A 13263-nucleotide genomic window follows, 5' to 3' on the forward strand; every position below is an offset into this window, starting at 1 on the left:
TGACGCTCGGGAGAGTAACTCGCGTCTCTGTTCCCAGCACGCCCTGCCTAGCTGTAGAAGCAGAGGTAGGCGGTGGCTTGGTCGACCTTTAACTGAAATTTTTGGTTGGCGTCGACGCGGAACTCGCTGCCGGTTTTGTACGATGCAAACTCGCTTGACCCAGGCAGTTTGACTTTCAGTTCGCCTGAGACGACCTTCATCAATTCCTTCTCGCTCGTGCCAAACTCATACTCGCCGACCGCCATCACGCCGGACGTCACGCGGCCTTCGCTGTTCTCGAAACCGATCGATTTGACTTTGCCGTCGAAATATTCGTTGACCTTCATGGGGACAGTGCTTTCTAAAAGTTGATTGGGAAGCGAAAGAAATTCGTGTGGCGGACATGATAGATCCTGCTGTTCGATGAGCAAGCGGGCGGGCAATTTCACGAGAAATAGCCGCGTTTCTTTGTCCCAGTCGCCGTGGATCGCTCTCGTTGGATGTCGGTGGCTAAGCTATCTTGCGAGTCGAAAATCGCAGAATAGCAAATTGCGGAGCAATGAAACTCATTTACCAAGCGGTCGAGTTGAGCTATTTTGTCTGTGTCGTTCGGTTGCGGTGTCTGCCGTTGCCGAACGTCCTTTTTCTGAATTCGATCAATCGCCACCATCCCCAACAAGCGAGGAACCCTCCGTGCTAAACCAATCTTCATTCGGTAGCGGCCGCCTGCCTCAGACGCGTCCACGATGCTCGCTGACAGGTTTGGCCACCATGACGCTCGTGATCTTTGTCATGCTCGGCGGATGGTTTCCGCAATCGCGGTCGCTGGCAGATTCGCCTACCAGCAGTACCACTCTGCAGGAGACGTCGTGGCGGTTCACCACCAAAAAACCACGAGCTCATTGGTACGAGGTCGGGTTTGATGATTCTCGATGGGCACAAGGCGTCGGCGGATTCGGAACGCGGTCCACGCCCGGGGCGCGAGTTTCCACCCAGTGGAATACCGATGATATCTGGTTGCGACAATCGGTTGAACTCGATGCGGTTCCCGCGCAGCCCGCGATCTATATGCATCACGACGAAGATGCCGAAGTTTATCTCAACGGCAAAAAAGTGCTGGCCGTGACCGGTTACATCGACCATCACAAAGTGTTTCCGTTGGACGCTGATGCGGCGGCGGTCATCAAAAAAGGCAGCAACCTGATTGCGGTGCACTGCCACCAATCCACCGGCGGCCAGTCGATCGACGTGCACTTGATTGATGCCAACCATATCCCCAAACTCCCCAAGCCAAAACGAAATACGATCCCCTTCAAGTCGGACTTGATCACCAAGTGGGGCGAGCAGGTGACCGCAGAGAACGCATGGACCGAGTATCCTCGTCCTGCGTTGGCGCGACCCCGATTGCAAACCCCAAGTTGGACCAACTTGAACGGCCACTGGGATTACGCAATCACCGGCGTGGATCAAACCGAAATCCCGCAAAAATGGGACGGCGAGATCCTGGTGCCCTTTGCGATCGAATCACGATTGTCGGGTGTCCAGCGGTTGCTGAGTGATTCCGAAGCGTTGTGGTACCACCGCACGTTCCAAGCCGATGTGACGCAAGGCGAGCGGTTGAAGCTGAATTTCGAAGCGGTCGATTATCGCTGTGAAGTTTTTGTCAATGGAACCTCGGTGGGTAAACACGTTGGCGGCAGCAACCCATTTTCGCTGGACATCACCGATGCGGCAAAGTCGGGCGAAAATCAGCTGGTCGTTCGTGTCGAAGACGAAACCGAAGGATCGCAAATTCGTGGCAAGCAAGTCATCCATGCGCACGGAATTTGGTACACCCAAGTCTCGGGGATTTGGCAAACCGTGTGGCTCGAAACGGTCGCGGAGCGTCACATCGATGATCTGAAAATTCACTCGGCGATTACCGCTTCGCCGGACCAAGCCAAGGTGACCGTCAAGGTCGATTTGGCTGGCAAACCGGTTGCCGGTGAAAAGGTTCGAATTAGTCTCGTCGACGGCGACCAACTGATTTCTTCCAAAACGTTTAATACGGACGGGGTTTTCATTACCGACGTCAGTGACGCAAAACTATGGTCACCCGATTCGCCGCATTTGTATGATCTCAGCGTCGTGGTGCTCGATGCATCTGGTAATGCGATCGACGAAGTTCAATCGTATGTCGGCATCCGCGAAGTGGGACGAACGGTGGATAAGGATGGACATCATCGATTCACACTGAATGGCGAGACTATTTTTCATCTTGGACCACTCGACCAAGGCTGGTGGCCCGATGGGTTGCTGACGCCTCCTTCGGACGAAGGCATGTTGTATGACATCGAAGTTCTCAAAGACTCGGGTTTCAACATGATCCGTAAACACATCAAAGTGGAACCGCGGCGTTACTATTACCACTGTGACCGCATTGGGATGATGGTTTGGCAGGATCAACCCAGCGGCGGCAAAGGCCCCCCGTGGACACGAATGCGGGCAAACCCACAAGATGCTGATTGGTCCGATCCCGATCACGATCAGTACATGGTCGAGATTGAGCGGATGATTGACGACCTCGAAAATCACCCCAGCATTGTCGTGTGGGTGCCGTTCAACGAAGCGTGGGGGCAACATCGCACGATGGAGGTCGGTAAGTGGACGGTCAAGCGGGATCCGTCGCGTTTGGTCAATATCGCCAGCGGCGGAAACTTTTGGCCGATCGGTGACATTGCGGACCATCATGCCTATCCGCATCCCAATTTCCCTTTGAACGACAAACGCTTTGACGATTACATCAAGGTGGTTGGCGAGTTTGGCGGACATGGTTATCCCGTCCAGGGACACCTGTGGGATGCCAATCGCGACAATTGGGGCTACGGTGGATTGCCAAAAACGCTGCAGGAATTCAAGGATCGCTATATCGAATCGATGCGACGACTCGAAGTACTGAAATCCAACGGAATCGCCGGAGGCGTGTACACGCAAACCACCGATGTGGAAGGCGAGATCAATGGATTGATGACGTACGACCGCCGGGTTTTAAAAATCCCCGCAAGCGAGCTGAGCAAGATTCACGCGAATCTGGTGAAGTAAGAAAATGATTTGGGCGCGTCAGCCGTAGCGAAAGTCGTCAAGACTTTCGGCCATTCCTGTTGCGGTTCAAACGAAGTGGCGTATTGTTTACGCCGGAGCGGTCCCGGCAAAGTGATCGTTAGCGGCTTTGGCGCTAGCCACCGTTCCGTTGTTCAACAAAATTCGGTGTCCAACAAAACGCCCCAAGAAACGTACACACCGGATCCGCGGCCAGCGCTGGGCCGCTAAATCTTTGGTGTTGACGTCGGATATTAGGTGGAATTTTTCTTTCGGCCTTTACTTCAGTCACCTCTCCACCGACGAAGTGTCGGGGGAGAGGTCGAGCACGCCCTAAAGGCGTTGCTCGGGTGAGGGGGCGACCGCGCTATCGCCCGAGCAATTTCGGTGCAAACGGCGTTCTCGTCGCCATCGACTTGCTCGGTCAGCCCCCTCACCCGAACGTCGCTGAAGGCTCCGTTCGACCTCTCCCCCAACGAAGTTGGTGGAGAGGTGGCAGAAAAGCCGCGCAACATCAAATTACGTTAACCCCAAAGTTTTAGCAGTCCAGAGCAAACCCTTCGGTCTCATTGGAACGATTTATACGCTGCAACCGGACCGCTTGCTGCGTTGTCGCTGACACGTCAGCGGGCTTGCCGTGCTTCTACCGCCCCGCTGAAGATTTCGTGAGCCACCAGCGTGATCATTCCGAAGATCAACGGCAGCACGTAGTACAGAATCCGGAAGATCAGCACGGACGCGAGCACCGAATCACCCACCGTTCCTTTGAGCAGCGTCACCAAAATCACCTCCAACACGCCAAGTCCGCCGGGGACCTGGGTCATTAGCGAGATCGCAATCGCGACTAGGTAGGCCGCCAGGACTTGCGCGAATGGCACTGCCGCGTCGACGGGAAGGACTAGATACAACGCGGTGGCGGAGATCAGCAAATCGACCGCGGCCACCGAGGCTTGCACCGACATCAATCCCAATGCGGGGGGACGCAAATGCAACTCGCCAATCGGCCATGGTTTGTGCCACAGCCAGCATACCAGCGCGTAGCCAAACGCAAGGCAGAGCAAAATGACGCCGAGCGTCCGGGTGCCAAACGGCAATTCGACCGAGGCGGGCAATTCAATTGGCACCGAGACCAGGACGATCCCACCTAAAAACCACAGCCCGCTCCAAAACGTCAAACCACAAATCGAGATCAAAACCACGATTTGACGTGCCGTTAACCCCCATCGGGAATAGAAACGGTAACGAATCGGGGCGCCGGCCATAAAGGTGCCCAGATTGTTGCCAAGCGTGAATCCCATAAACGAGACCAACGCGACACGGCGTAGCGGCAGCGATCGGCAGATGTAACGCAGCGCCAACAAATCGTAGGCGATCAGCAACCCGTAGTTCAGCGCGATCAGAAAGGCCGCGATTCCGAGATAGATCGTCGGCACGCCCGTAAAACCGGCCTTAAAGTCGTCCCAGGTTACCTCATGTGCTTCGCGCCAAAGCAATTTGATCGCCAACAGAAACAGCAGGCATGCAAACGCAGGCCCAGCGATCGCACGGAGTTTTTGTTTGGGCAAGGTGAGGCTCGGCTGAGCAGAACAGGGAATGGGTGGGGACGGTAGTTGCCAATTGTGCCGGTTCAGCCTCGTTCGGCAAGCCCGCTAAGGATCAAGCCTGCTAAGGATAACGGGTCCACTAAGTATAAGGGCCCACAAATCCTAGAGGACCGGCGGCACAAAATGAAAACGCAATGCCGCGTAAGATCCCAAACTTAGCCCGGTAGCCGAACTAGCGTGTTGTTTGCCAAACTGTAGGCCTTGGGAATCTCGATCAATCAACAAAATTCCCTCCAATTTCACTTCAACCTTTGCCTGCAAACAGAAACATGAAAACCGTTCGACATGAATTAGTGGTGCTTGGTGGTGGTCCTGCAGGATACGTCGCCGCAATCCGTGCCGCCCAACTTGGAATCGATGTTGCCTGTATCGACGAGAACGCTCAATTCGGTGGGACGTGTGTGCGGGTCGGATGTATCCCTAGCAAAGCGCTGCTCGAATCGAGCCATCTGTACGAGGATGCCAAACACAAATTCAGCGAACATGGGATCAAAGTCGGCGGACTGGAATTCGACCTCGACGCCATGATGGCTCGCAAGAAAAAGATCGTCGACACGCTGACCGGCGGCATCGACATGCTATTCAAAAAACGGGGCGTCACTCCCTATCGTGGTCGCGGCAAATTCAAAGACCACGAAACGATTCAAGTCGACGGCGATGAACCGGTTTTGGTGCAAGCCGACCAGGTGCTGATCTGTGCCGGCAGTCGTCCTGCCAAGCTCAGCTTTATCGAAGAGGATGGTGACCGCATCGGCAATAGCACCACCGCACTCTCGTTTCCCGACGTTCCCAAGCGATTGATCGTGATCGGTGGCGGTTACATCGGTTTGGAAATGAGTGCCGTGTGGAATCGGTTAGGCAGCGAAGTGATCGTGTTGGAAGCCCTCGACCGCATCATGCCTGGTATCGACGGCGAGATCGCCCAACTGGCGCATCGCACCTTCAAACGGCAAGGACTCGATATTCGCACCAGCACCTTTGTTGATTCCGCCAAACGCGACGGAGACGAGTGTGTGGTGCAAATCAAAGATGGCGAAGCTCTGCGTGCGGACCGCGTGTTGTTGGCGACCGGACGCACCCCTGCCACCGACAACATCGGACTCGAATCGATCGGAATGGAAACCGACAAGCGAGGCTTCATCAGTGTCAACGAAGAATTCCAAACGTCACTCGAAGGCGTCTATGCGATCGGCGACTGTATCGGTGGCGCGATGTTGGCGCACAAGGCGATGGAAGAAGCGATCGTGTGTGTCGAGCGAATGGTCGGCATTAAGAGCCACATCAACTACGACGTGATACCGGCGATCGTTTATACCCATCCCGAGATCGCGATGGTGGGACAAACCGAAGAGCAGTTGAAGGAAGCTGGCATCGAGTACAAGAAGGGCGTTTGCCCGTTTGGTGCCAACGGACGTGCTCGCACGCTGGGCGAACCCGAAGGCCGCGTCAAGATTCTGGCCGATGCTGCAACCGACCGCGTCCTGGGCGTGCACATCATCGGTGCCCGAGCTGGCGACATGATCGCCGAAGCGGCCACTGCGATGGAGTTCGGAGCGAGCAGCGAAGATATCGCTCGCACCTGCCACGCGCATCCAACGATGTCCGAAATCGTCCACGAAGCCGCATTGGCCGTCGCCGAACGCGCGATCCATACGTTTTAAGTAGACCAGATGGTTTATCGGCGAACGCAGCTTGACGGCCACCTCTGCACCTACTGATTGGCTGCGGACTGAATGGCTGCGGAGAAAAATCTGGCGTATCGCGAGCGTGCTGTCACCTCTCCCAAACGCAGTTTGGGAGAGGTCGAGCAGAGCCTTCAGCGATGGTCGGGCGAGGGCCGACCGAGCAAGTCGAGGCCACTTACACGCAATGTTGCGCGGTCGCCCTCTCACCTGACTTAGTGACTGCTGATTTAGTAGCAATGATTACAGTCCAGAGACCGACACGCCCTCTGCCGGTGGCGTGAGTCACCGGCTAGCGGAGGTGGGGAAACATAGCCCAGCGGGCGACACACTCTCGGTTTGAACCTCGATCGCGTTTGCTACGAAGTTATGAACTCGGGCTTTTGTCAAAGTGTTTGCGAAACAACTCCGCTTTTTCCTTTGGCACACCCATTCGAAGCTGCAGCGTCTCGGATTCGAGTTCGTGATTGATCGTCGACATCCAAAACGCACGCTCCACTTCAGAGCAATTTTGAAGTGTAGTCGCGATTAGTCGCAATGCATTGAACTCGACGTTGATGCGCTTTGTTTTGGCGAACTCATTAACCGCCAAAGTAATCATTGCAGCCCGACGCGAACTGGAATCCGCAGGTAAGGTTTCGCTTACTAATTTACAAACACGTGAGTCGTCGCGAGGGTTCGAGTATAGACGAGCGCTTCCGGAGACTTTCGGAGAAAAGTTAGTGACAAAAGTTTCGCGTGTGCCCTCACTTGATGCGTTCTTGATCAGCGTCTCGTAGGATTCCCGAGACATTAACGGCGATGTAAAGGTGATTTCATCGGTTGCTTTCAGGGCGTGGTCCCTCCAATCGGTGACCCCCTCCAGCCCAACATCGCCGTGAATCGTGGTCGAAGCAGTGGCCGTCAGTGTCATTTTTTGTCCGCTCAGCGTCGGATCAAATGGATCAAATGATCCATCGTCGCGATGATCGTTGCCGTATAAGTCCAAACAACGCTCGAATGTGAAACTCTCGTTCGGCGCAATTTCCAGGAAGGTTACGCCACCGGGAATCTCACCATAACTTTCAACATATTCCCTCACATGGGGCGTCGTTGCGACAATGACCAAACACAAAAAATTCCGAATCCGAACAGGAGTGTTTGTAATGTTTTTGATCGAGATTTGCGCATAGAGCATGTCGCCGACAGCGAGCGTGTCCGCTGAATAAATCACTGTAAATTCAACGTCTTTCGCCTTGGCGATCGGTGGCGCGGCATTTGTCTGTTGCGACGTAAATGTCGTGACCACCAACAGCCATGCGGATAACGAGCAGAGTACCGTTTTCATCATTGTCGTGTCTTGAAGATCGCTTTCGTGGTCCATCTCATGTTGGTTCTCGTGCGTACCAACTCGATGCCTAATCGACATCAGAACCAAATTAAGGGCTCCGATGACTCGTGTCGACTAAAAAGTTTTGAAAAGTTACAAGTGAGCGAGTCTGGGGCAAGCGGCCGTGATTTGATTCTTTAGGCCAGGGGCCGGAACGTGAACTGCCGTTGGCGTGAGCCAACGGTTTTAAAAGGCGACCTGTCGCCAACAAGCCAGCGGCCGACACAATTTCGCGTTGGGTGTGTCGGCCGCTGGCCTTTGTTGGTCAAAAACAACGTGACCGTGGCCTTACGGCCACGGCAATCAATGTATCGGCCTCCGGCCTAAGCTGACCGCTTTCCGTGTCGTTTGACCAATCGAAATGCCAATCGCAGAGTGAGTCGTGGGCCGTAAGGCACCGGGTAGTGCGCGGGACCCGGCCGCGCACGCGTCACGGCTCATTGATGAACGTTGATGCGAAATGGATGTGGATATTTGTGGAGGGATCTTTAGCAAGATCCACTACGCAACATCGAAAGTCTTGACGACTTTCGCTACGGGGGACTCCCAGCCAACTAGCGGACTTCGTTGCTTCGTAGCCATCCGGAACGTTGGTCCATCGAGGTGACTTTGACCCAGTCGCCTCGGTGTTTGCTCACGATCACTTCGCTTGCTTCGGCGAGCGGTTTGCCGATCTCCGGTGAAGTCGCATCGTCGGACAAGTGCATGTTCGCCTTGGCCACCACCACGGTTGCCGCTTGCGGGTTGCGAAGCGTCCAGTCGTGGGCGGATACCGATCCTGCGAGGACCAGCGAACATAGAATCAATCCCACCGGCCAAGCTCGTCCGATGCGATGATCGCCAAACCACAGTCGCGGAAAACCTCGCTGGACCAGCATCAACCAGGCAACCGCCCAAACGACAATGCCACTCCACAACACCCAGAACCGTGGCACGTGTGAAAAGAGAATTGTTACGGATTGACGCGTGATGCTTCGCGCGTCGAGGGAGGTGGCATTGGCCGAGTTGATCTCGTGCAGCGTTTGGCGAAGTGCTGCTGCAAATTCAGGGTTATCCGGATCGAGCAAAATCGCTTGCCGATAATAGGCCACTGCCATGCCCTTTGATCCGCTCATGCGATAGCTGTTTCCAAGGTTGTAGGACAGTTTGGCGTTCTGGACCCCTGAATCAACGACGATTTGGTACTTGGCGGCCGCAGCAGCAAAGTTCGCATTCGCTTGTTCGGGATCACTCGTGATCGCTTCGGCGGCACGATGGTACAGCCCGTCCGCTTCACTCAAAACGGCATGTTGTTGCTGGCGAGTCATCGACACGGCACCGGATGACGGGGCATCTTCAGCGGACGCCGATTGTGTCAGTCCGCAGCTCACCACTGCGATTCCGATCAATGAACGCAGCACGGTGCTTGATCGGCCCGCCTGAGCCTGCATCGTTTTCGCAGCCCGATTCGCTTTTCGGTCCACGCATGATTCAGCGATCTGGCTCGCTTCACGCTTCAAACTCGGCAAGCTGCGAGGATCTTCGGTTGCCAACTCGGAAAACAAAATACCGTGCTCGGCTTGCCGACATCGATCAAACCAGCTCTCGAGTCGCACTGCGAGTTCGCGATTTCCACTTCGCCGCAAATGCCCCACCACCACCATTTCGCTGGCTTGATCGAGCTTCCAATACGACGCCAAGAATTCACGCATCGCCAAGCTCAATTCGCGAGGCGAGGTGGCGGCCGCACAGGCATTTTCGAAATGTTTTAGCGGCATCAGCGAACGAACGCCCGAGGCAACGACGCCTCGGCGTGCGAACAATAACGAAAACGCGAACGCAAACGGAGGCAGCGCAATCGCGGTCAAAACCAATGGATTCCACGTCGTGCGAGCTGATTGCGAATCGAGTAAGTCGTCGGCAGGATAGATGGCTGGGACCATGGCCACCGGATCGTCGTCGGATCGTTCCGCATCGTTGCGGGGTAAATCGGGGTTGGCAACGATTTTGTCAAAAGACAATGTCTCGGCTGCGGAAACCTCGACGGGAATCGGTTTGCTTCGAACGGTGACAAATTTCTCTTTGCGAGGATCGAAAAAGCTGAACTCGATCGGCGGAATCTCGCTCACGGATTCGGAAAGCGGGCGAATCGTGGTGGTAAACAGCTTTTGGTTTCCGTCAACAAATCCCGCCAACGATTCATCTGCTACTTTGAATTTCTTGGTCAGCGTTTGCTGTTCATTCAACAGCGGCGGTTGCACACGATCCATAGGCCCATCGCCGCGAATGGCAATGTTCAGCGTGATCGGATCGCCTGCGTTTACGGTCGTCGGCGTGGCTTGTGTATAGATTTCATAATCACCGACGGCCCCGCGATAATTCGCAGGACGGCCTTGATTTGGAATGGGGTTGATTTCAATCGGAGAAACGTTTGCATCAACGATCACCGGGCGAACCGACGAAATTGACAGTCGCGGGCCAAACGACGAGAAGGCATCATCGAAAAAACCGGAGCCTGAAAAAGGCGACTGATCACCAAAAAAATCATCTAGCGGGCTTCGTGAGCGTTTCAGTTCAGTGGGGTACCGGATGACAATTCGGCAGTTGGATCCATCGATCGATCCTGCGTGTTGCGGATAGATTTCGGCATCAATTTCGTACAAGTAGTAAGTCGATGTCGTGCCATCGTCACTTTCACGTTGCACCCGCTCGCCACCGGGACGCTGGTTGTTGTCCGCCAATTCGTTCATGCGATCGGTGAACGGGCCCCAATCGGTTTGCCGGCTGATCAAGCTCCACATGTCGCCTTCGGAAAGCGTCACTCGGAAATCTTCGTTTTGGTAGGGTTTGATCCAGATTTTAAGCGTCAACTGGATCGGTTCTCCCACATAAACACTAGGCCGATCGCCTGTGATTTCGACGAACGCCAAATCGCCCACTTCGCTTTTGGTCGCCGAGAACCGAACGCTCTCGGTCAACTGTTTGCGTCCATCGTAAGACACCGTCAGTGGCGGAATGACAAATTCACCCGCACGATCAGGGGTGATGGCGTAGGAATAGGTGAACGATTCGATGATGGATCGACGCCCGTTGATGCTGAAAACTTGAGTGCTTTGCGAGGGAGCCCCCGTGGATTCAATCTTCAGTCCATCGACTTCGGGCAGTTCGGGCGCTTCATGCTTAGCGACATTGCTGAATTCGATCTGCAGTGTCACCGGATACCCGACATAGGTTTCTTGTGCCGAGATTCCGATACGCACGTCGCCAGCGGTGGCATTGCCACTGCATAGCGAGACAAACGCGAGCGATAAACCGATCAATAAAAGAGGTGTAACGTTTTTCATGGCTTACCAATCCTTATCGACAGGAACTTGTCGGCGTCGTTGTTCACGTTCGGTTTGCATGCGTCGCAGCATCTCGCGATCGCGAATCGCTTGCAACATTTTTTGGGCTTCGTCCTTGGTCATGACGCCGATTGCGGTTGGTTTCTGGGGATCTTCCTCGCTCGCCGCATCGTTTTCGTTTTGACCGTTGACGGCAGAAAGCTCTCCTTCGGTTTTTGAAGGATCCGATTCAGCCGCCTCAGTCGGTTGCGGTTCCGCGTCACTCGGATCCGCATCGCGATTGTCATCGGATGCAACATTGTTTTGGGGTTGATGGGGCGACGACTGATTCGGGGCAGGATTTTCCGGAGGGTTGTCGGCACCCGAATCCGCATCCGGCGGCATCGATTGCGAGTCGCCGGACTGGCTTGGGGCGCTGTTCGCGGATTCGGATGTTTCGCTTTGGCCGTCGTCCGCGTCGGATTGTGAAGGATTGTTCTCTGCTGAACCTTGGTTTTCGTCCTGGTTTGGCTGAGCTTCGGAATTCGACTCCGATTCGCCTTCTTGGCCCGCTTGCTTGGATTGCTGTGCCTCGGATTTTTCAGACTTCGATTCATCCTGTGAATCCGAGTCGTCGGACTCTGACGACTCTTGTTTCGATTCGGATTGTTCGCTTTCAGACTCGGTTTGTTGTTGCGGTTCCTGTTGCGGCTTTTCTTGTTCGTTTCGCTGTTTTTCGTTTTGCTGTTGCGACTGCGGTTGCTCGGCTTGGTTTTGCTGTTGCTGTTGGATTTGCGAAATCAACCGCATGGCTAATTCGATATTCGCGCGGGCGTCTTGATCCGCCGGGTGAATCGCCAACGCACCGCGGTAATGTTTGATCGCCTCTTGCAGCATCCCGACGACCTTGATTCCGTCGTTCCCCTCTTGCTCGAGCTGCTTTAAAGCTTCGGCATAGCGGACATTTCCCAAGTTGTAGCGAGACCGGGCCGCGATCTCGTCGTGATCCGATCCACTGAGCTGCTGTAGCGTTTCGCTTGCGCGAGCGGTTTCACCAGCGGCATACTGTTGTACAGCTTCGTTGTAACGCTGCGTATCCGAAGGGACGGCTTCGTCGGCAAAGGCAATCGTGTTCACCACGCCTGCGATCAACATGATTGGCAGGTAAGTCTTGATTACATTCATATTGCTTGTCCTTCCGCTTGCACTGGATCATCCGAGGATGTCGGCAGCCAATGCGTCATGAAGGCTTCGCACAGGAAGCTGATTAGTGCCAAACCAACAAACCACTGGAATCTGGCTTCGTATTGATTGATCTTGGCGGTTTCAAATTGTTGCTGTTCTACCTTGGCGACGTATTGGTGATAAACACTCGCCATGTCGACTTGTTTGGTTTCGGCGGGAATGAAGGCTCCGTTGGTTTCGGTCGCCACCGCTTGCAGAATTGCCCCATCGAGTTTCGACCAGACTTGTTGTCCGTCGTAAGTCACGTAGTTGGAATCGCCGTCGGTGCCTGCAGGAATCCTCGCGCCTTCGCTCATGTTGCCCAATCCAATCGTGAAGATACGAACGCCCTGGTCTTGATGAATTTGTTTGGCAACCTTCAGCGGTTCACTCTCTTGGTCTTCGCCGTCGGTCAGAATCACCATCGCCTTATGATCGTTGGTCTTGCTCAAGAATCCTTTGCTTGCCACCCGAATCGCATCCCCTAAACGCGACCCACCTCGGCGGATCGAATGCGTTCCCACCTCTTTCAGCGAGCGACGAAAATCGTCGTAGTGGTTGGTCATCGGAACGACTTGGCGTACTTCGCCGGCAAACACGACCAATCCGACGCGGTCCCCCGCCATCACATCGAGCATATCGTTGATTTGTTGCTTGGCTCGGCTCAGCCGGTTTGGCGTCGCGTCTTCGGCCAGCATTGACCGAGATACGTCGACCACAAACATGACCTCGATTCCTTTTTGAGGAACCTCACGCCACACCTTACCCCAACGAATGTCGACCAGTGCGATGGTGAGAAACAAGAACGTCAACAGCAACAGCACCGTGCGTACGGCAGTACGCAAACGATGGTGCGGTGGCAGCAATTGTGAGTTGAAGTTTGCGGTCGCAAAGCGGCGTAATTTCGCTCGCATTCGCACCGCAGCCCAGACGATCACGACGACGCACGCCAGTGCTAGCCACAGCCAGTTCAGTGCGAAAGGGTTGCCATATTGAATTTCCATTGCTTGAATCCTCATGCGTTC

8 protein-coding genes are annotated in these 13263 nt (G+C 54.7%); 2 read left to right on the forward strand and 6 right to left on the reverse strand.

Annotation, left to right across the window (positions count from 1 at the left end):
* Positions 1–47: 47 nt before the first annotated feature.
* Positions 48–326: a pyrimidine/purine nucleoside phosphorylase gene (ppnP, locus tag ABD971_RS34060; protein WP_345328200.1), complete on the reverse strand. Its 279-nt coding sequence runs from the start codon at positions 324–326 to the stop codon at positions 48–50.
* A gap of 346 nt (positions 327–672) precedes the next feature.
* Between ppnP and ABD971_RS34065 the strand changes: the two genes are divergently transcribed.
* A complete protein-coding gene (locus ABD971_RS34065) occupies positions 673–3060 on the forward strand; it encodes a glycoside hydrolase family 2 protein (RefSeq protein ID WP_425571412.1) in 2388 nt (795 codons plus the stop codon).
* Between the two features lie 620 nt (positions 3061–3680).
* On the opposite strand, the gene ABD971_RS34070 is transcribed toward ABD971_RS34065, so the two are convergent.
* Entirely contained in the window at positions 3681–4622 is a 942-nt protein-coding gene (locus tag ABD971_RS34070) for a putative bifunctional lysylphosphatidylglycerol flippase/synthetase (protein WP_339936500.1), read from the reverse strand.
* Positions 4623–4930: 308 nt separating this feature from the next.
* Between ABD971_RS34070 and lpdA the strand changes: the two genes are divergently transcribed.
* On the forward strand, positions 4931–6322 hold the full coding sequence (lpdA, locus tag ABD971_RS34075; protein ID WP_345328204.1) for a dihydrolipoyl dehydrogenase: 1392 nt from the start codon (positions 4931–4933) through the stop codon (positions 6320–6322).
* A 388-nt stretch (positions 6323–6710) separates the two neighbouring features.
* Here lpdA and ABD971_RS34080 read toward each other — a convergent pair whose 3' ends face one another.
* The 4 genes from ABD971_RS34080 to ABD971_RS34095 all read right to left on the reverse strand — a co-directional run bounded on the left by ABD971_RS34080 (position 6711) and on the right by ABD971_RS34095 (position 13242).
* A complete protein-coding gene (locus ABD971_RS34080) occupies positions 6711–7670 on the reverse strand; it encodes a hypothetical protein (protein WP_345328206.1) in 960 nt (319 codons plus the stop codon).
* 596 nt (positions 7671–8266) lie between these two features.
* Positions 8267–11035, reverse strand: coding sequence for a BatD family protein (locus tag ABD971_RS34085; RefSeq protein WP_345328209.1), 2769 nt, complete (start codon positions 11033–11035; stop codon positions 8267–8269).
* Positions 11036–11038: 3 nt separating this feature from the next.
* Positions 11039–12199, reverse strand: coding sequence for a prolipoprotein diacylglyceryl transferase (locus tag ABD971_RS34090; RefSeq protein WP_345328211.1), 1161 nt, complete (start codon positions 12197–12199; stop codon positions 11039–11041).
* Positions 12196–13242, reverse strand: a complete 1047-nt coding sequence (locus ABD971_RS34095) for a vWA domain-containing protein (RefSeq protein ID WP_345328213.1) — start codon at positions 13240–13242, stop codon at positions 12196–12198. The genes ABD971_RS34090 and ABD971_RS34095 overlap by 4 nt, the downstream gene beginning before the upstream one ends.
* Positions 13243–13263 lie beyond the last annotated feature (21 nt).

This window comes from Novipirellula rosea (genome assembly GCF_039541335.1).
Classification (GTDB): domain Bacteria; phylum Planctomycetota; class Planctomycetia; order Pirellulales; family Pirellulaceae; genus Novipirellula; species Novipirellula rosea.

Bases quoted from the DNA above. Each gene is read 5' to 3' on its own strand.
- ABD971_RS34080 (WP_345328206.1), bottom strand. From the start codon at position 7,670: ATGAAAACGGTACTCTGCTCGTTATCCGCATGGCTGTTGGTGGTCACG.
- lpdA (WP_345328204.1), top strand. From the start codon at position 4,931: ATGAAAACCGTTCGACATGAATTAGTGGTGCTTGGTGGTGGTCCTGCA.
- ABD971_RS34095 (WP_345328213.1), bottom strand. From the start codon at position 13,242: ATGGAAATTCAATATGGCAACCCTTTCGCACTGAACTGGCTGTGGCTA.
- ABD971_RS34090 (WP_345328211.1), bottom strand. From the start codon at position 12,199: ATGAATGTAATCAAGACTTACCTGCCAATCATGTTGATCGCAGGCGTG.
- ABD971_RS34085 (WP_345328209.1), bottom strand. From the start codon at position 11,035: ATGAAAAACGTTACACCTCTTTTATTGATCGGTTTATCGCTCGCGTTT.
- ppnP (WP_345328200.1), bottom strand. From the start codon at position 326: ATGAAGGTCAACGAATATTTCGACGGCAAAGTCAAATCGATCGGTTTC.